This is a genomic window from Pseudomonas sp. UBT (genome assembly GCF_050915955.1).
Taxonomy (GTDB): domain Bacteria; phylum Pseudomonadota; class Gammaproteobacteria; order Pseudomonadales; family Pseudomonadaceae; genus Aquipseudomonas; species Aquipseudomonas antarctica_A.
This window is the reverse complement of the sequence record NZ_CP168079.1, coordinates 2228906-2247107: the sequence shown is the minus strand read 5'-3', so window position 1 is coordinate 2247107 and position 18202 is coordinate 2228906. Positions and strand designations below refer to the sequence as shown.

Sequence of the window (18202 nt, the reverse complement as noted above, 5' to 3'; positions counted from 1 at the left end):
CAAGCCAGCTCCCACATTGGAATGCATTCCAACTGTGGGAGTTGGCTTGCCTGCGACAGGGCCATCAGCCCTAACGAAAACCTTACTGACCCGCCACCTTCTCCGACTTGCCGTCATAGCGCTTGCGCCATTCGGTCAGGATGCTGTCGCGGTTTTTAGAGGCCCAGGCGAAGTCGTTCTTGATCAGGCGTTGCTCGTAGTCAGCGGGCAATTCGGTCTGCGGCTTGGCGATACCAGGCTGGGCGAGGACAGCGAAGTTGTCTTTGTACAGGTCCATCGCCGCCGTGCTGGCGGAGAAGTCAGCGAGCTTTTTAGCCGCCTCGGCGTGAGCGGTGCCCTTGATCACGGCCGTCGCTTCAATGTCCCAGCCCAGGCCTTCCTTGGGCAGGATGATGTCCAGCGGCGCGCCCTGGCGTTTCAGTTGGACGGCCGGGTATTCGAAGGAAATGCCAATCGGGAATTCACCGGAAGCCGCCAGCTTGCACGGCTTGGACCCGGAGTGAACGTACTGGCCGATGTTCTGGTGCAGGTCGTCCATGTACTGCCAGCCCTGTTTCTCGCCAAAGGTCTGCAGCCAGGCACTCACGTCCAGGAAGCCGGTGCCGGACGACGCCGGGTTCGGCATCACGATCTTGCCCTTGTACTCAGGCTTGGTCAGGTCTTGCCAGCTCACCGGCTTGGTCAGGCCTTGCTTCTCGGCTTCGACAGTGTTGAAGCAGATGGTCGCAGCCCACACGTCCATGCCGACCCAGGCCGGTGGGTTGGCGGCGTCGCGGTAGTGCTTACCGATCTTGTCCAAGTCCTTGGGCGCGTAGTTAGCCAGCATGCCTTGCTGGTCGAGGATCGCCAGGCTCGACGCGGCCAGGCCCCACACCACGTCGGCTTGCGGGCGATCTTTCTCGGCCAGCAGCTTGGCGGTGATGATGCCGGTGGAGTCGCGTACCCATTTGATCTCGACGTCCGGGTTGGCCTTTTCGAAAGCCTGTTTATAGGTCTTCAACTGCTCGGCTTCGAGGGCCGTGTACACCGTCAACTCGGTTTTGGCGGCAAAGGCATTCAGGCTGAATGCGCTGAGTAGAGCAGCGGCCAGAGCCAGGGGCTTGAACATGGAACACCTCCTTCAGGGATTATTGGCCGGGCGCGGTCTGGCGCCAGGCTTGGGAACGGCGCAACGCGCCACGTGAAGCCCACGCCAGCAGCAGCGAGACGCTGCCTGAGGTGAACAGGATCAGGGTGGACATGGCCGCGGCGCCGCCTACGTTGCCGGCATCGTCCATGTTCAACACGGCGACGGCGGCAAGAAGGGTGTCGGGGCTGTAGAGGAAGATCGCGGCGGACACGGTGGTCATCGCCGACACAAACAGGTAGCGCACGATGTCCAGCAACGCCGGCAGGCAGATCGGTACGGTGACGCGCAAATAGTGGCGGTACAGCGGCGCCTTGAGCGACAGCGCGGCGGCTTCGAACTCACTGTCCAGCTGACGCAGCGCCGTGGTCGCGGTCATCTGCGCAGTGGTCAAATAGTGCGCAATGGTGCACACCACCAGCAGGGTCATGGTTCCGTAGAACACATGCAGCGGGTTGCCGTTGAGGTTGAAAAAGAACACGTAGCCCAGGCCGAGCACCAGGCCCGGCACGGCCATCGGCACAAAGCTGAGCATGCGCAGCGCCAGGTTCAGGCCTTTCTGGCCCTTGGTCTTTTCCATCAGGTAGGCGCCGGTGAAGATCAACACGCTACCGATCAGCGCCGTGCAAAGGGCCATGGTCAGGCTGTTGCGATAGGCCAGCCAACCGCCACCGGCCGTGTCTTCGAATTGGTAGTGGTTGAGCGACAGCGACAGGTTGTACGGCCAGAACTTCACCAGTGAGGAATACACCGCCATGCCGAACACCAGCAGCAACACGGCGCAGATCAGCAGCACAATGGCCAGGTAGCACCCATCGCGCTGCGGCGATGGCGCTGGTTGGAACACCTGGGCACGGCCACTCATGGAGTCGCCATGCCGACGGCGCAACCAGGCGTCGACCCCAAAGCTGAACAGCGCCGGCAGCAGCAACACCATGCCGATCAACGCACCGCGACCGAACTGCTGCTGGCCGACCACCGCTTTGTAGGCCTCCAGCGCCAGCACCTGATAATCGCCGCCGACCACCACGGGCACGCCGAAGTCGGTGATGGTCAGGGTGAATACCAGGCAAAACGCAGCGAATACGGCCTGGCGCGTGGCCGGCCAGGTGATGCTGCGAAACGCCCGGGCAGGACTTGCGCCCATACTCGACGCCGCGTCGAACAAACGCGCATCTGCCAGCGAGAGTGCCGACAGCAGAATCATCAAAGCGTGTGGGAAGGTGTAGATCACTTCGCCGAGAACAATGCCCCAGAAACCGTAGATATTCTCCGAAAGCAGCCCGCGCAATATGCCCTGGTTGCCGAACAGATACACCAGCGCAATCCCCGGCAGCATGGACGGCGCCATCAGCGGCAGCAGTGATATGCCACGCCAGATGGCCTTGCCGGGGATCAGCGTGCGCTGCAATGCGTAAGCAAACAGGTAGGCCAACGGTACGACGATGGCCGCCACGCTGAGGGAAACCTTCAAGCTATTGCCCAGCAGCCAGTGGAAGTTGTCACTGGTGACCAGCTCGCGCGCCGCGACCCACCCACCGCCCTGCCCGGCTTCACTGCTGAAGCCACGCCAGAAGATCGCCAGTAATGGCATCAGTACCGCCACGCCCAACAGGCACAACCAGAGCACTTTGCCGCCGAGCACAAAAATGCGGTCGCCCAGTTCGGCGCGGGAAACCTGACGAGCCAGGTTGTCGGGTATCGGCAGCGTCATATCAGCGGCCATCTCAGGCAAACACCTGCAGGCTGCGTGGCGGCAAGGCCACCCAGATGTCCTGGACGCCGAGGCGCGGCATGGCTTCGGGGGCCAGTTCGGCCAGCAGCGGATGGCCAGGTAATTGTTCCAGTTCAAAGCTCATGCGGCAGCGATTACCAAGAAAGGTGATCTCGCGGACCTTCGCCGGGAACAGGTTTTCTTCATGCACCGGCGGGTTCACGCTGATGGCTTCCGGGCGACAGAACAAGCGGCCGGACTTGGCCTTGCTGGCGTTATCGTCCAGGCGCATGTTCATACCGCCGACCTGGGCATGACTGTCGCTGTTGCGACTGAACGGCAGCCAGTTGCCCTGGCCGACGAACTCCGCCACGAACGGTGTGGCCGGTCGGTCGTAGATTTCCTGGGGCGTGGCGTATTGCTCGACCTTGCCGTTGTTCATCACGGCGATGCGGTCGGCCATCAACATGGCTTCGTCCTGGTTATGGGTGACCATCAGGGTGGTGATCCCCAGGCGCCGTTGCAGTTGGCGCAACTCGGTGCACAAGTGCTCGCGGACACGGGCGTCGAGCGCGGACATCGGTTCGTCCAACAGCAGCAAGGAGGGTGCTGGCGCCAGGGCACGGGCCAGGGCGACGCGTTGTTGTTGGCCGCCAGAGAGTTGGCCGGGGTATTTCTTTTCGCTGCCCAGCAGGCCAACCAGCTCGAGCATCTGGCCGACACGCTTGCGCACTTCATCGCGGCCGCTGCCGGTGAGGCCGTAGCCGATATTCGCTTCGACGGTCAGGTTGGGAAACAACGCGTAGGACTGGAACAATATCCCGTAATCCCGCGCCTGAGGTGGCAGCAAGGAAACATCCCGTTGGCCAAGGTAAAGCTCGCCGCTGTCCTGGCGTTCCAGACCGGCGATGCAACGCAGCAAAGTGGTTTTGCCGCAACCGGACGGGCCCAGCAGGCACACCAGCTCACCGGCCGCGACGTCCAGCGACACATTATCCAGCGCAGTAAAGGCGCCGAAGCGTTTCTGGATACCGCGCACCTTCATCGGCGCACCGGGGTTGGTCAGGGCTGTGTTCATGGAGGCACCTCATCAAACTGATGAAGGCCATGCTAGGGAGACAATGCGTCCTTGATGTGGCAGGAAGGCAAAAGGGAGTGATAGTGGTATTGGTGGATTTGTGTAGGACTTGAGGAATGAGTTGTCTGGGAGGACGCCATCGCGGGCAAGCCCGCTCCCACATTTTGACCGCATTCTCATGTTGGAACTCGGTCGAAGGTGGGAGCTGGCTTGCCTGCGATGGCGATTCGAAGGCCACCAAACCTATTTCAGAGCGGCGACATTTCCTGCGCCAACCCGAGAAACGCAGCAGGCAGGCGAGCCCCTTTTCTTTCCTTGAGGCAGTACAAATACTCAGGAATCTGCGGCGCGTTCTCGATGGTCAGCACGCGCAACTGTGGGTCATGGGGCACTTCCTGGCGGGCGATGATACTGATACCGATGTTGCGCAGCACGGCCTCGCGAATCGACTCACGGCTGCCGATTTCCAGCAGTGGTCCGTAACTCACACCCGCGCCTTGTAACATTTCTTCGGTCAACCTGCGCGTGGTGGAACCCGCCTCACGCATCAACAGCGTGTGCCCGGCCAACGCACTGAGCGGTACATGATCGAGGGTGGCCAGAGGGTGATTGCGATGCACCGCCAGCACCAAAGGATCGGTGCCGAGTACGCGACGGATCAGACGAGGGTCTTCCAGCAGTTGCGAGGATGCGGCGACATCGACGCGGTAATCATCCAACGCTTCGAGCACCTGCTGGGAGTTGCCGATTTCCACCGACACCTCCACGTGGGGCAGGCGCTCACGAAAGGCTTTGACCAGGTCGAGAATGTAATACGGCGCCGTCGCGGCAATCCTCAAGGCACCCTGGACCTGGCCGCTGTTGCGCAGGAAAAACTCGATATCGGCTTCCTGCTGCAACAGCGTCTTGACCATTGGCAGCAGCCGCGCACCTTCATCGCTGACGGTGAGGCGGCGGCCGCCTCGGTAGAACAGCTCAACGCCGTATTGGCTTTCCAGGTTACGAATCTGGGTGGTGACGGTGGGCTGGCTCAGGCCGAGTTTTTTCGCCGCCTGGGTAATGCTGCCCAGGCGGGCGACCATAAAAAACGCCTTCAACTCGGCACTCAGCACGCCACCCTCTCATCGTCTATTTGCGCAACAGGCGCAGGCCATTGAACACCACCAGCAGGCTCACGCCCATGTCGGCGAACACCGCCATCCACATGGTGGCCATGCCGAGGAAAGTGACCGCGAGGAAGATCGCCTTGATCACCAACGCCAGGGCGATGTTCTGCTTGAGGATACTCGACGTTTGCCTGGAGAGCCGAATGAAAGCCGGGATCTTGCGCAAATCATCGTCCATCAGCGCCACGTCAGCGGTTTCAATCGCGGTGTCGGTGCCGGCTGCGGCCATGGCAAAACCGATCTCGGCGCGCGCCAGGGCCGGGGCGTCGTTGATCCCGTCACCGACCATGCCCACCCGGCGGCCCTGGCCGTAGAGGGTTTCGATGGCTTGCAGTTTGTCGGTGGGCAACAGGTCGCCCTGGGCCTGGTCGATGCCGACCTGAGCCGCAATCGCCTGGGCGGTATGGGTGTTGTCGCCGGTGAGCATCAAGGTCTTGATGCCCAGTTCGTGCAACTGCTGGATGGCTTCGCGGCTGCTGTCTTTGACGGTGTCGGCCACGGCGAACAGCGCCAGCGGGCCGGATTTGTCGAGCAACAGCACCACCGACTTGCCTTGTTTTTCCAAGGCGAAGAGCTTTTCTTCCAGCTCAGGCGAGCACAGGCCCAAGTCTTCCACCAGGCGGTGGTTGCCCAGGTGGTAGGTTTCGCCGTTGATGTCGCCGCGCACACCGCGACCGGCCAGGGCCTCAAAGTTATCCACAACGTGGCTCGGCAGGTTTTTATCCACCGCTGCGTTGGCAATCGCCAGCGACACCGGGTGGTCGGAACGCCCGGCCAAGCTGGCCGCCAGCGCCGGCGCGCTGTCTGCGACATTGGGGAACAGCGGCAAATAGTCGGTTTGCACCGGTTTACCGTGGGTGATGGTGCCGGTCTTGTCGAGGGCCAGGTAATCGAGCTTGTAACCGCCTTCCAGGTACACGCCACCCTTGATCAGGATGCCTTTGCGCGCCGCCGCCGCCAGGCCGCTGACGATGGTCACCGGGGTGGAGATCACCAAGGCGCAAGGGCAGGCAACCACCAGCAGGACCAGCGCGCGGTAGATCCAGTCGAACCACACGCCAGCCATGAACAGCGGTGGAATCACCGCCACGCCCAAGGCAAACAGGAACACTGCCGGGGTGTAGACCTTGGCGAAGCTGTCGACAAAACGCTGGGTCGGTGCCCGCGCGCCTTGGGCTTGCTCGACGGCGTGAATGATGCGCGCCAGGGTGGAATTGTTCGCCGCCGCGGTGACCTTGTACTCAAGGGAACCGGCTTGGTTGATGGTGCCGGCGAAGACTTTATCGCCCACAGTCTTTTCAATCGGCAGGCTTTCACCGGTGATCGGTGCCTGGTCGATGGTGGATTGGCCGGCGGTGACTTCGCCATCCAGGCCAATGCGCTCGCCGGGCTTTACTCGTACGATGGCGCCAAGATCGATGCTTTTGACCTCTTGTTCCAACCATGAGCCGTCAGCCTGTTGCACCGTGCCCTGTTCCGGGGTCATCTGCATCAAGCCGCTGATGGCATTGCGCGCACGGTCCAGGGACTTGGCTTCGATCAACTCGGCCACCGTAAACAGGAACATCACCATCGCCGCTTCAGGCCACTGACCGATCAGGATCGCGCCCGTCACCGCGATGCTCATCAGCGCGTTGATGTTCAAGTTAAGGTTTTTAAGCGCGATCCAGCCCTTTTTGTAGGTGGTGAGGCCGCCGCTGAGGATCGACACCAACGCCACCAAAGCAATCACCCAGGTCGGTGCGACACCGGTGAAATGCAGCACCTCGGCACCCAACGCGCCGACACCGGAGACTGCAAGCGGCCACCAGTGTTTCTTGGCCGGCGGCGCAGCGGCCAGGGTGCCTTCTTCAATAGGATCGGCTTGCATACCGAGGGACTTGATGGCGTCGACGATCGGCGCCGTGCTCGGCAAGTCATGGGTGACGCCGAGAATGCGGTTGATCAGGTTGAATTCCAGCTGCTGCACACCGGCGAGCTTGCCCAGTTTGTTCTGGATCAGCGTCTGCTCGGTAGGGCAGTCCATGGCTTCGATGCGAAAGGTGCTCAGGCGCGAGCCGGCGGTCGGCGCTTCGCTCAGCGTGACCACGGCAGGCGCGGCCTTGCTTGCACAGCAGGAGTCGCCATGGCTGGCGTGGTCGTGCTTTTTGACGGGCGTCAGTTTGGCGCCGTGATCGTGGTCATGATCGTGCTTATGATCATGACCATGCGAGTGATCATGCTTTTTGGGGGTGTGGATGGAGTCGCTCATTTCGTCGCGTCCGTAAAGGTGCCTGTTGCCAAGTAAAGACCCTGTAGCCACTATAGGGTCAAGCACCCATTTGGAGATTGCTGCGATGAAGATCGGCGAATTGGCCAAACTGACCGACTGTCAGGTGGAAACCATCCGGTATTACGAGAAAGAAGGCCTGCTGCCGCCGCCGGCGCGCACCGACGCCAATTACCGCGTGTACACCCAGGCGCACACCGAACGGCTGATCTTTATCCGCAATTGCCGCAGCCTGGACATGACGCTCGAGGAAATCCGCAGCCTGCTGGGGCTACGCGACAGCCCACGGGACCAGTGCGAAAGCGTGAATGCGTTGATTGACGAGCATATCCACCACGTAAAGGCACGGATCGATGGGCTGCTCGCATTGCAGGTGCAATTGCTGGACCTGCGCCAGCGCTGCGGCGGTGGGCCGGATCTGGATCAGTGCGGGATTTTGCAGCGGCTGGAAGTCAGCGGGAGTGTGGCGGCCAGCGAGGCTGAGCCTTCGCACGTGGGCAGGAGCCACGGGCACTGATACCTGAGGGGTGAAACCCAATACAAATGTGGGAGCTGGCTTGCCTGCGATGCATGCACCTCGGTGTGTCAGTTACACCGCAGTGATGTCATCGCAGGCAAGCCAGCTCCCACATTTTGTTGACCGAGACAGTAATCAGATAGCCACGTCGGCCTTGATGCTCGGGTCGGCGTCGTAGCCAACAATTTCAAAGTCTTCAAACTTGTAGTCATAGATCGACGCAGGTTTGCGCTTGATTACCAGTTCCGGCAGCTTTTTCGGCGTACGTGCCAGCTGGGTGCGGATCTGTTCCATGTGGTTGCTGTAAGCATGGGTGTCGCCGGTGGTGACAATGATCTCGTGAGGGATCAAGTCGCATTGCTGGGCCAGCATGTGGGTCAGCAAGGCCAACGCGGCCGTGTTGTACGGCAGGCCGAGGAAGACGTCGGAGCTGCGGATATACAACTGCATCGACAGATGACCGTCATGCACGAACGCCTGGTACAGCAGGTGGCACGGCGGCAAGGCTTGCTTGCCGTTGCGCGCGTTTTCCTGCGGGCTCTTGGTTTCGTCGGGCAGGTACTCGACGTTCCAGCCATGAAACAGGATGCGGCGGCTGTTGGGGTTGGTTTTGAGGGTGTGAACCATGTAGTCGATCTGGTTGATCTTGCCGCCGTCCTTGGTCGGCCAGGCGGTCCACTGCTCGCCGTACACCGGGCCCAGGTCGCCGTCTTCGGTGGCCCACTCGTCCCAGATTTTCACGCCATTTTCGTTGAGCCATTTGATGTTGGTGTTGCCGCTCAACATCCAGATCAACTCGTTGGCGATACTTTTGAAATGAAGCTTCTTGGTGGTCAGCAGCGGGAAGCCGTCGGCCAAGTTATGCCGATACTGACGGGCAAATACGGCTTTGGTGCCGGTGCCGGTGCGATCGCCCTTGGTCAATCCATTGGTCACGACGTCGTTCAGTAGTTCGAGATATTGCTTCATGTTATTACCCGTATCGTTGAAGCCGAGGAGGCTCATCCTTCACGGAAGAGCCTCGGCATTCGAATTTAAAGCGTGGCGTTCTTGATAGGCTGCGGACGGTTGTAAGCCCACCACAGCAGGCCCAGGCCAGCCAGGATCATCGGCAAGCTGAGGATCTGGCCCATGGTCAGCCAGCCCCACGCCAGGTAGCCCAGTTGTGCATCCGGCACGCGCACGAACTCGACGATGAAACGGAAGATCCCGTAGAACAACGCGAACATCCCCGACACGGCCATGGTTGGACGTGGCTTGCGCGAGAAGATGTACAGAATGAGGAACAGTGCCACACCTTCCAGGGCGAACTGGTAGAGCTGCGACGGGTGGCGCGGCAATTGCGCCGGGTCGCTGAACGGCGGGAACACCATGGCCCACGGCACGTCGCTCGGCTTGCCCCACAACTCGGCGTTGATGAAGTTACCGATACGCCCGGCACCCAGGCCAATCGGCACGAACGGCGCGACGAAGTCCATCAGCTGGAAGAATGACTTGCCGTTGCGACGACCGAACCACCAGGCAGCGATCATTACGCCGACAAAGCCGCCGTGGAATGCCATGCCGCCCTTCCACACTTCGAAAATCAGCGTCGGGTTGGCGATGTAGGCCGGCAGATCGTAGAACAGCACATACCCGAGGCGTCCGCCGACAATCACCCCCATCGACATCCAGAACACCATGTCGGAGAGTTTCTCCTTGGTCCAGGTGGGGTCGAAACGGTTCAGGCGCCGGGAAGCCAGCAGCCAAGCACCGCCGATGCCGATCAGGTACATCAACCCGTACCAGTGGATTTTCAGCGGACCGATGGCCAAGGCCACCGGGTCGATCTGCGGGTAAGGCAGCATTGCGACTCCTCGTTAAATCATTAGTCATGGCGCACCGGACCATGCCGGTGTGCGATTAAGCCTGCGTTATAGCCGCAATTTCAAATTAAGAAGTTCGCACACACGGAACAGCCTGGCATGTTAACGGATGGAAGGCGTGCGACCCAACTTCGATACGATGGAACGCCCGCCCTTGTGTGGGTAGAGTGGGCAAAACACAAAGGAAACGCCTTATGTGCCTGATCGTTTTCGCCTGGCGGCCGGGCCACGCCCTGCCGCTGATCGTCGCGGCCAACCGCGATGAATTCTACGCCCGGCCCAGTCTGCCGCTGGGCCAATGGCCCGATGCGCCTGACATCTATGCCGGCCGCGACCAGGAAGCGGGTGGCACTTGGCTTGGGGTCAACGCCGACGGGCGTTTTGCCGCCCTGACCAATATCCGCGATCCGCACCAGCCACCGGCGCGTACGTCGCGCGGAGAGTTGGTGGCACGTTTTTTAAGCGGTTCGCTGACCATTGATCAGTATTTGGCCGACGTTAACGGCCGTTCGATTGAATATGCCGGTTTTAATCTATTGGTGGGCACACGCGATGAGCTGTGGCATTACAACGCCAATGAGACCGAACCGACGCAGTTGAAGGCGGGGGTTTATGGCTTATCCAATGCCGGGCTGGATACGCCGTGGCCGAAGTTGATCAAGGCCAAGGCGGCGCTGAGTGAGTTGCTGGAGAACCCCGACCCGCAAGCCTTGCTGGGGATATTGAGCGACCCGCAGACCGCGCCGTTTGCCGACTTGCCGGATACCGGCGTGGGGTTGGCGACGGAGAGTTTGTTGTCGAGCGTGTTTATCGCCAGCCCCAGTTATGGGACGCGGGCAAGTACGGCGTTGATTGTGAATGCCGACGGCACGCGGCGGATGGTGGAGCGCAGTTTCGGGCCACATGGTGGCCGGCTTGGCGAGGTAGAACTCAATGTTTGATGGCGCTTGGCGCTGACGCCATCGCAGGCAAGCCAGCTCCCACAGTTGCAATGCATTCTTCTGTGGGAGCCGGGCTTGCCTGCGATGGCCGTACCTCGATTTAGAGCGTTTTTGCCGAGGCCGGGTTGATCATCCGCGTCAGCCCCAAATTCTTCAGCGCCAGTTGAAGCGAGCTGTGGATAACTTGCGGGTTGTCGATGGTCATCAACTCAGCCAGCAACTCCTTGGCCATGCTCAGGTTTACCTGGCGCAGCAACCACTTCACCTTCGGCAAGTTGGTGGCGTTCATCGACAGGCTGTCAAAGCCCATCGCCATCAGCAGCACCGCTGCCGCCGGGTCGCCGGCCATTTCACCGCAAATGCTCACCGGCTTGCCTTCGGCATGGGCGTCGCGCACCACGTGCTGCAAGGCTTGCAGTACCGCCGGGTGCAGGTAGTCGTAGAGGTCGGCCACCCGTGGGTTGTTGCGGTCCACGGCCAGCAGGTATTGGGTCAGGTCGTTGGAACCGACCGAGAGGAAGTCCACTTGCCGCGCCAGTTCTTTAGCCTGGTACACCGCCGCCGGGATTTCGATCATCACGCCAATCGGCGGCATCGGTACGTCGGCGCCTTCGTCGCGTACTTCGCCCCAGGCACGGTGGATCAGGTGCAGTGCTTCTTCCAGCTCATGGGTGCCGGAGATCATCGGCAACAGAATGCGCAGGTTGTTCAGGCCTTCGCTGGCCTTGAGCATGGCGCGGGTCTGGACGAGGAAAATTTCAGGGTGATCAAGGGTTACACGAATGCCGCGCCAGCCAAGGAAGGGGTTGTCTTCCTTGATCGGGAAATAGGACAGTGACTTATCGCCGCCGATGTCCAGGCTGCGCATCGTCACCGGTAACGGGTGGAAGGCGGACAGTTGCTCGCGATAGATCGCGAGCTGCTCCTTTTCACTCGGGAAACGCTGGTTGATCATGAACGGCACTTCGGTGCGGTACAGCCCGACCCCTTCGGCGCCACGTTGTTGTGCGCGGGCCACATCGGCGAGCAGGCCGGTGTTTACCAGCAACGGCACGCGGTGGCCGTCGAGGGTCACGCACGGCAGCTCGCGCAGCGAATCGAGGCCCAGCGCCAGCTGTTTCTCTTCTTCCACCACTTCGGCGTATTGCTTGCGCAACAGCTCGCTGGGGTTGGTAAAGACTTCACCGCGATGCCCATCGACGATCATGTCGATGCCGTCGACCTTGGAATACGGCAGGTCCACCAGGCCCATCACCGTCGGGATGCCCATGGCCCGAGCCAGGATCGCGACGTGGGAGTTACCCGAACCCAATACCGAGACCAGGCCCACCAGTTTGCCTTCCGGCACTTCGCCGAGCATCGTGGCGGTCAGTTCTTCACTGATCAAAATGGTGTTGTCGGGGTAGACCAGGTTGGTGGTGCGGTCTTCCTGCAGGTAGGCCAGCAGACGGCGACCCAGGTCACGCACATCCGAGGCCCGCTCGCGCAGGTAGGCGTCGTCCATCAGTTCGAAACGGTTGACGTGATCGGTGACCACCTGGCGCAACGCGCCCTGGGCCCACTGGCCGGTCTTGATCACGGTTTTGACTTCATTACCCAGCGACGCGTCGTCGAGCATCATCTGGTACACGTCGAACAGCGCGCGCTCTTCGGGGCGCAGTTGCGTGGCCAGCTTGGTCGACAGGTTGCGCATATCCGCGCGCACGCCTTCCAGGGCGGTCTTGAACAGTTTGATTTCAGCGTCAATGTCGTTGACGGTCTTGTCCGGCACCACATCGAGGTCGGCCGGTGGCAGCATGACCACCGCCGTGCCGACGGCAGCGCCCGGAGAACCCGGTACGCCGACGAACTTGGCTTCCTGGATGCCCTTGCCCTGGCGACCCAGGCCGCGAATCGAGCCGGTGGCTTCGGCATGGGCGATAACCCCGGCCAACTGCGCACTCATGGTCACGAGGAAGGCTTCTTCACCTTCGTCGAACTGGCGGCGTTCTTTTTGCTGAATGACCAACACGCCGACAACGCGGCGGTGGTGAATGATCGGTGCGCCGAGGAACGAGGCGTAACGCTCTTCACCGGTTTCGGCAAAGTAGCGGTAACGCGGGTGATCGGCCGCGTTTTCGAGGTTGAGGGGTTCTTCACGCGTCCCCACCAGGCCCACCAGACCTTCATTGGGCGCCATGCTGACTTTGCCGATGGAGCGCTTGTTCAAGCCCTCCGTAGCCATCAGCACAAAACGGTTGGTCTCGGGGTCCAGCAGGTAAACCGAGCAGACCTGGCTGCCCATGGCTTCCTTGACGCGCAACACAATAATCCCCAACGCCGCCTTGAGATCCTTGGCGGAGTTAACTTCCTGGACGATCTTGCGCAGCGTATTGAGCATGGCTCGGGGTCGAACTCCGTCGTCAGTCGCGCGCTAAAAGGCGCGGGGCAAGCTCTTTGAGAGCGCGACGATAAACCTCGCGCTTGAATGTCACCACCTGGCCCAACGGGTACCAATAGCTGACCCAGCGCCAGCCATCGAACTCCGGTTTACCGGTCAAATCCATCCGCACCCGCTGCTCGTTGGAGATCAGGCGCAGGAGAAACCATTTCTGCTTCTGGCCGATGCACAGCGGTTGGCTGTGCGTACGCACCAGGCGTTGCGGCAAACGATAGCGCAACCAGCCGCGAGTACAGGCCAGAATTTGCACATCTTCGCGCTCAAGGCCGACTTCTTCATTCAACTCACGGTACAAGGCGTCTTCAGGGGTTTCGTCGGGGTTGATTCCGCCTTGAGGAAACTGCCAGGCATCTTGGTTGATTCGGCGAGCCCATAGCACCTGTCCGGCATCATTCGTAAGAATAATCCCGACATTAGGACGGAAACCATCGGGGTCGATCACGGCAACAACCTCGCAAACGCATGTCGCCGCATTGTTCCACAAAGGTTGATCCAGCGGCAACGAGGCTTCTTACCTTATGTGCACTCTTGTGAAAAGACCGTATTCTGGACGCCTTTTTACAGACTTTTCAGCGAGTAACTGCAATGCGCCTGGCTTTATTCGACTTGGACAACACGCTTCTGGGCGGTGACAGCGATCACGCCTGGGGCGATTACCTCTGCGAACGCGGAATTCTCGACGCGGTGGCCTACAAGGCGCGCAACGATGAGTTTTACCAGGATTACCTGGCCGGCAAGCTGGATAACGCCGCTTACCTTAACTTCTGCCTGGAAATCCTCGGCCGCACCGAGATGGCCCAGCTGGACGAATGGCACAACGACTATATGCGTGACTGCATCGAGCCGATCATGCTGCCGCAGGCCGTGGAACTGCTGGCCAAGCACCGTGCCGCCGGCGACAAGCTGGTGATCATCACCGCGACCAACCGCTTCGTCACCGCACCGATTGCCGCGCGCCTGGGGGTTGAAACCCTGATCGCCACCGAGTGTGAGATGGAAAATGGCCGCTACACCGGGCGCAGCACCGATGTGCCGTGCTTTCGCGAGGGCAAGGTGACGCGCTTGAATCGTTGGCTGGAAGAAACCGGGCATAGCCTGCAAGACAGCTACTTCTACAGCGATTCGATGAATGACTTGCCGTTGCTGGAGCAGGTGACCCACCCGGTGGCGGTGGACCCGGACCCGAATCTTCGGGCTGAGGCCCAGAAGCGTGGCTGGCCGGTGATTAGCCTGCGCGGCTGATAACGCCTTCGCGAGCAAGCCCGCTCCCACATTTTGACCGCGCTCCCTCTGAAGGAACCGGCTCGAATGTGGGCGCAGGCTTGCTCGCGAATGAAGTCGACTCGGTCCCAAGCCTTACATCGGCTTAGCCACCATCAAATAGAAAATCGCCACAAATGCCAGAAACGCCGGCCAGCCCAGGCCAAACCACCAACGCATATAGGTTGTCGCCTTGAGCGGCATCGCCGTGCCGTCGCGCAACGCCTGCTCCGCCATCTTATGCACACGAATCTGCAACCACACCACCGGCAGCCAGCAAATCCCCGCCAGGCAATACAGGCCGACGGTCCATTGCAGCCAGCTCTGCTGCATCGACCAGCCCGCCAAATGCATCAAGCCGACCCCGCTCAAGGGCTGGAGCGCCGCCGTGGTCGCGGTAAACGCCCAGTCGGCGAACACCAGGTGCTTGAAGGTCACGGCGATCACTTCAACCTTGCCGCTGCGCCAGGCGCGCAAGGCGTAGTAAGCCGAGCCTGCGCCCAACCCGAACAGAATGGTCGACGACAGGATATGCAGGGTTTTCAGCAGCAGGTAAGCGCTCATCGCCGGGGTTCAGTCCAAAGAAGCCAAAGAGTAGCCACCATGAGTACCAGGTTTTTGGCGACGGCCGCGTAGGGATCAAACCAGTAATGGGGCAGGATTATGCTGATAACCACGGTATACCCGGCCATCAACAACAATTGCAGGATCAGTGTCTGCCTGCGCCAACGCGTGACCAGTAACCCCAAGCCCAACAGGCCATCACACACGGCCCCGGCGATCACGGCCAACGTCGCCCAAGCGCCTTGCACGCCCGCCTCGGCCAGGATGCGCAGGCCCCAGTCATAACCCGGGCCAAGGCAGACCATTGCGGTGCCCAGCCAGATCAGCACCATCACCGCCAGCATCAGCGGGCGGACAGTGCGTTGACTACTCACTGTTGCCGTCGGCCAATCCCGCAGCCGCGAGGCCAGCGGCGCGGCTGTATAGCCGCACACCGAGGCCAGCACCTCGGGGTCGGCCACATTGTCCTGTTGCGCCAGCGCGATACTTTGTCGATTCAACGCCCGCCAACCCAGGCGGTCTCCCAGCCAACCGCCCAAACCCAGCAACGGCACTTGCACGTATCGGCCCGCGCCCCAGCCCTGGGCGGCACGCAAGTGGTCAACGACTTCGGACAGCCGCATCGGCTCAGGGCCCACCAACGGGAGCACCATTGATTCGGCCGGCCACTGCCGCAGCAGCGCCAGCACCGCACCGACCACGTCATCGATGTGCACGGGTTGCAGGTGGGCGTTGAGGTCCAGCAACGGAATCAACGGCCAAGGCGAAAGCCCGGCCAACCACGCACTGCTGGCGCCGCCTGCGCCCACCACCAATGAAGGCCGCAGCACGACACTCGTTTTGCCCAGGCTTAGCAGATAATCATCCGCCGAGCCTTTGCTGGCCAGGAACGGCACATCGGAGTGCGCCGAGGCCCCCAGGGCAGAAATCTGCAACACCCGCACACCGCGCCGGGCCGCCAGATCAAACAGCACGCGGGCGCCCTGATCCTGGACACGGCTCAACTGCGCTGCATCCACGCTCAGCAGGCCCGCCGCATTGATCAATAAATCAACAGATTCAGGAAAAACAAAGCACTCGGGGTCGATCGCCAACCGGCTCAAATCCAGCGACCGCCACTCTACCCCCGGCCCATTCTGACTGCGAGGCTCGCGACACGTCGCGATCACGCGGTGCCCCGCTTGCTGCAAGGCACGCAACAGGTGGCCGCCTACAAACCCTGTGGCGCCGACCAAAAGAACGTTCATGAAGATCCTTTAAACCGGTTTGGCGCCCATCAAACCGGCAATTGCCACAAACCCCACCAGGCTGACTACCGCCAGCACCAGGGTGAAATTCAGGTTGCCGCCTTCGCCTTTGCGCAGGCGATTAAGCCGTGCCACCAGCCAGAACCAGGCCAGCGCTGCCACGGTGTAGAGGATGCTGGAACCCAGAATCCAGGTTTGTCCCAGCGGCCAGCCGATCAAGTGCACCAGCCACCAGCCGGTAAACGGCATGCTGACAAGGCTTATCCCCATCAACAACCACACGAACACCCAAGGGCGTTGCACGGTAACGGCCGGGCCGGCGCTGCGTTTACGCCAGGCCAGTACCGCCAGGCCGAGGCCGCTGAGCAGCAGCAACACGGTGGCGGTGATGTGGATAACCTTGAGGGTGGTCAGCGTTTCCATGGTCTCGATTCCTTATAGGCCGCTCAGTCAGCGTAGTCGCTCAACCGAGGAACAGCTGGTAAGCCGGGTTTTCGCTTTCATCCCAATACGGGTAGCCGATTTGTGCCAACGCGGCCGGCACCAGGTGACGCTCGTCTGCCGGTACTTGCAGGCCTGCGACCACACGGCCGTCGGCCGCGCCGTGGTTGCGATAGTGGAACATCGAGATGTTCCAGCGCCCACCCAATTTGTTAAGAAAGTTGAACAGCGCGCCCGGGCGCTCCGGGAATTCGAAACGAAACACCAGTTCATCGCTGACTTTAGCCGCGTGGCCGCCGACCATATGGCGGATGTGCAACTTGGCCAGTTCGTTCTCGGTCAGGTCCAGCACCGGGAAGCCCTGGCTGGTCAGGCTGGCGATCAACGCGCTGCGCGGGTCGTTTTCGGGGTGCGTCTGCACGCCGACGAAGATGTGCGCCTCACGCCCGGAGTGGTAGCGGTAATTGAATTCGGTGATCTGGCGCTTGCCCACCGCTTCGCAGAACGCCTTGAAGCTGCCTGGCTTCTCGGGGATGGTCACGGCGATGATGGCTTCGCGGCCTTCACCCAGCTCGGCGCGCTCGGCTACGTGACGCAGGCGGTCGAAGTTGACGTTGGCGCCGGAGTCGATGGCCACCAGGGTTTGCCCGGTCACGCCACGGGTCTCCACGTACTTCTTGATCCCCGCCACACCCAATGCACCCGCCGGCTCAGTGATGGAGCGGGTGTCGTCGTAGATATCCTTGATCGCCGCACAGATTTCATCGGTGCTGACGGTAATCACTTCATCCACATAGTCTTTGCAGATGTCGAACGTGTGCTGGCCGATCTGCGCCACCGCCACGCCATCGGCAAAAATGCCGACGGTCGGCAAGATCACGCGCTCGCCCGCGGCCATGGCGGCTTGCAGGCAGTTGGAGTCGTCCGGCTCGACGCCGATGATCTTGATCTCCGGGCGCAGGTATTTCACGTACGCCGCGATACCGGCGATCAGCCCGCCGCCGCCCACCGGCACAAAAATCGCGTCCAGAGGCCCCGGGTGCTGGCGCAGGATTTCCATCGCCACGGTGCCCTGCCCGGCAATGGTGTGTGGATCATCGTAAGGGTGAATGTAAACGTAGCCTTTTTCGTCGACCAGTTTCAGCGAGTAGGCCAGGGCTTCCGGGAAGGAATCACCGTGCAGCACCACTTTGCCGCCACGCGAGCGCACGCCTTCGACCTTGATCTCCGGCGTGGTCTTGGGCATCACGATGGTGGCCTTGACCCCCAGCACCTTGGCCGCCAGGGCCAGGCCCTGGGCGTGGTTGCCCGCAGAAGCCGTGACCACACCGCGCGCGCGTTCTTCGGCGCTCAGTTGGGTCAGCTTGTTGTAGGCGCCGCGAATCTTGAACGAGAACACCGGCTGCAAGTCTTCACGCTTGAGCCAGACCTTGTTGCCCAGCCGCTCGGAGAGCTGGCGAGCGGTCTGCAATGGGGTTTCTACGGCAACGTCGTAAACGCGCGAGGTGAGGATCTTTTTGACGTACTGTTCAAGCATCGGCAGGCATCACTGAGCGGGTTGGGCAGGGCCAAGG

General features: G+C 61.2%; 16 protein-coding genes. 3 read left to right on the top strand and 13 right to left on the bottom strand.

Annotation, left to right across the window (positions count from 1 at the left end; translation table 11 throughout):
- Positions 1 to 82: 82 nt before the first annotated feature.
- The 5 genes from ACDZ94_RS10260 to ACDZ94_RS10240 form a co-directional block, all read right to left on the bottom strand.
- Entirely contained in the window at positions 83 to 1108 is a 1026-nt protein-coding gene (locus tag ACDZ94_RS10260; RefSeq protein WP_064454580.1) for a putative 2-aminoethylphosphonate ABC transporter substrate-binding protein, read from the bottom strand.
- 19 nt (positions 1109 to 1127) lie between these two features.
- A complete protein-coding gene (locus tag ACDZ94_RS10255) occupies positions 1128 to 2852 on the bottom strand; it encodes a putative 2-aminoethylphosphonate ABC transporter permease subunit (RefSeq protein WP_432751411.1) in 1725 nt (574 codons plus the stop codon).
- Between the two features lies 1 nt (position 2853).
- Positions 2854 to 3918: a putative 2-aminoethylphosphonate ABC transporter ATP-binding protein gene (locus tag ACDZ94_RS10250; protein WP_064454582.1), complete on the bottom strand. Its 1065-nt coding sequence runs from the start codon at positions 3916 to 3918 to the stop codon at positions 2854 to 2856.
- A gap of 248 nt (positions 3919 to 4166) precedes the next feature.
- Positions 4167 to 5030, bottom strand: coding sequence for a LysR family transcriptional regulator (locus tag ACDZ94_RS10245; RefSeq protein WP_064454583.1), 864 nt, complete (start codon positions 5028 to 5030; stop codon positions 4167 to 4169).
- A gap of 16 nt (positions 5031 to 5046) precedes the next feature.
- The gene (locus ACDZ94_RS10240; protein WP_432751410.1) at positions 5047 to 7335 is read right to left on the bottom strand and encodes a heavy metal translocating P-type ATPase; all 2289 of its coding nucleotides are present in this window, start codon (positions 7333 to 7335) and stop codon (positions 5047 to 5049) included.
- Positions 7336 to 7420: 85 nt separating this feature from the next.
- On the opposite strand from ACDZ94_RS10240, the gene cadR reads away from it, so the two are divergent.
- Positions 7421 to 7870 carry a Cd(II)/Pb(II)-responsive transcriptional regulator gene (cadR, locus tag ACDZ94_RS10235; protein WP_064454585.1) on the top strand — a complete coding sequence of 150 codons (450 nt, stop codon included), beginning with the start codon at positions 7421 to 7423 and terminating at the stop codon, positions 7868 to 7870.
- A 135-nt stretch (positions 7871 to 8005) separates the two neighbouring features.
- On the opposite strand, the gene ACDZ94_RS10230 is transcribed toward cadR, so the two are convergent.
- Both ACDZ94_RS10230 and lgt read right to left on the bottom strand, forming a co-directional pair.
- Entirely contained in the window at positions 8006 to 8839 is an 834-nt protein-coding gene (locus tag ACDZ94_RS10230; RefSeq protein WP_053258517.1) for a thymidylate synthase, read from the bottom strand.
- Positions 8840 to 8904: 65 nt separating this feature from the next.
- Positions 8905 to 9717: a prolipoprotein diacylglyceryl transferase gene (lgt, locus tag ACDZ94_RS10225; RefSeq protein ID WP_064454586.1), complete on the bottom strand. Its 813-nt coding sequence runs from the start codon at positions 9715 to 9717 to the stop codon at positions 8905 to 8907.
- Positions 9718 to 9929: 212 nt separating this feature from the next.
- Between lgt and ACDZ94_RS10220 the strand changes: the two genes are divergently transcribed.
- A complete protein-coding gene (locus ACDZ94_RS10220; protein WP_432751409.1) occupies positions 9930 to 10676 on the top strand; it encodes an NRDE family protein in 747 nt (248 codons plus the stop codon).
- A 100-nt stretch (positions 10677 to 10776) separates the two neighbouring features.
- Here the strand turns inward: ACDZ94_RS10220 and ptsP are convergent, their stop codons facing one another.
- Both ptsP and ACDZ94_RS10210 read right to left on the bottom strand, forming a co-directional pair.
- Positions 10777 to 13056 (bottom strand): phosphoenolpyruvate--protein phosphotransferase, encoded by a 2280-nt coding sequence (ptsP, locus tag ACDZ94_RS10215; protein ID WP_064454588.1) that lies wholly within the window; start codon positions 13054 to 13056, stop codon positions 10777 to 10779.
- 22 nt (positions 13057 to 13078) lie between these two features.
- Positions 13079 to 13558, bottom strand: coding sequence for an RNA pyrophosphohydrolase (locus tag ACDZ94_RS10210; RefSeq protein WP_003176750.1), 480 nt, complete (start codon positions 13556 to 13558; stop codon positions 13079 to 13081).
- A 143-nt stretch (positions 13559 to 13701) separates the two neighbouring features.
- Between ACDZ94_RS10210 and ACDZ94_RS10205 the strand changes: the two genes are divergently transcribed.
- The gene (locus ACDZ94_RS10205) at positions 13702 to 14358 is read left to right on the top strand and encodes an HAD family hydrolase (RefSeq protein ID WP_064454589.1); all 657 of its coding nucleotides are present in this window, start codon (positions 13702 to 13704) and stop codon (positions 14356 to 14358) included.
- Between the two features lie 114 nt (positions 14359 to 14472).
- Here ACDZ94_RS10205 and ACDZ94_RS10200 read toward each other — a convergent pair whose 3' ends face one another.
- Genes ACDZ94_RS10200 through ilvA form a run of 4 tightly spaced genes read right to left on the bottom strand, consistent with a single transcriptional unit; the run spans position 14473 to position 18165 of the window.
- Positions 14473 to 14940, bottom strand: coding sequence for a DUF2269 family protein (locus ACDZ94_RS10200; RefSeq protein WP_432751408.1), 468 nt, complete (start codon positions 14938 to 14940; stop codon positions 14473 to 14475).
- Positions 14937 to 16187, bottom strand: a complete 1251-nt coding sequence (locus ACDZ94_RS10195; protein ID WP_064454591.1) for an SDR family oxidoreductase — start codon at positions 16185 to 16187, stop codon at positions 14937 to 14939. The genes ACDZ94_RS10200 and ACDZ94_RS10195 overlap by 4 nt, the downstream gene beginning before the upstream one ends.
- Before the next feature lie 9 nt (positions 16188 to 16196).
- Entirely contained in the window at positions 16197 to 16610 is a 414-nt protein-coding gene (locus tag ACDZ94_RS10190) for a DUF2269 family protein (RefSeq protein ID WP_064454592.1), read from the bottom strand.
- Between the two features lie 40 nt (positions 16611 to 16650).
- The gene (gene ilvA / locus ACDZ94_RS10185) at positions 16651 to 18165 is read right to left on the bottom strand and encodes a threonine ammonia-lyase, biosynthetic (RefSeq protein WP_053258525.1); all 1515 of its coding nucleotides are present in this window, start codon (positions 18163 to 18165) and stop codon (positions 16651 to 16653) included.
- Positions 18166 to 18202 lie beyond the last annotated feature (37 nt).

Coding starts and splice junctions, on each gene's coding strand:
- ACDZ94_RS10200 (WP_432751408.1), bottom strand. CDS start 14,940: ATGAGCGCTTACCTGCTGCTGAAAACCCTGCATATCCTGTCGTCGACC.
- ACDZ94_RS10190 (WP_064454592.1), bottom strand. CDS start 16,610: ATGGAAACGCTGACCACCCTCAAGGTTATCCACATCACCGCCACCGTG.
- ilvA (WP_053258525.1), bottom strand. CDS start 18,165: ATGCTTGAACAGTACGTCAAAAAGATCCTCACCTCGCGCGTTTACGAC.
- ACDZ94_RS10240 (WP_432751410.1), bottom strand. CDS start 7,335: ATGAGCGACTCCATCCACACCCCCAAAAAGCATGATCACTCGCATGGT.
- ACDZ94_RS10260 (WP_064454580.1), bottom strand. CDS start 1,108: ATGTTCAAGCCCCTGGCTCTGGCCGCTGCTCTACTCAGCGCATTCAGC.
- lgt (WP_064454586.1), bottom strand. CDS start 9,717: ATGCTGCCTTACCCGCAGATCGACCCGGTGGCCTTGGCCATCGGTCCG.
- ACDZ94_RS10205 (WP_064454589.1), top strand. CDS start 13,702: ATGCGCCTGGCTTTATTCGACTTGGACAACACGCTTCTGGGCGGTGAC.
- ptsP (WP_064454588.1), bottom strand. CDS start 13,056: ATGCTCAATACGCTGCGCAAGATCGTCCAGGAAGTTAACTCCGCCAAG.
- ACDZ94_RS10220 (WP_432751409.1), top strand. CDS start 9,930: ATGTGCCTGATCGTTTTCGCCTGGCGGCCGGGCCACGCCCTGCCGCTG.
- cadR (WP_064454585.1), top strand. CDS start 7,421: ATGAAGATCGGCGAATTGGCCAAACTGACCGACTGTCAGGTGGAAACC.
- ACDZ94_RS10250 (WP_064454582.1), bottom strand. CDS start 3,918: ATGAACACAGCCCTGACCAACCCCGGTGCGCCGATGAAGGTGCGCGGT.
- ACDZ94_RS10195 (WP_064454591.1), bottom strand. CDS start 16,187: ATGAACGTTCTTTTGGTCGGCGCCACAGGGTTTGTAGGCGGCCACCTG.
- ACDZ94_RS10255 (WP_432751411.1), bottom strand. CDS start 2,852: ATGGCCGCTGATATGACGCTGCCGATACCCGACAACCTGGCTCGTCAG.
- ACDZ94_RS10230 (WP_053258517.1), bottom strand. CDS start 8,839: ATGAAGCAATATCTCGAACTACTGAACGACGTCGTGACCAATGGATTG.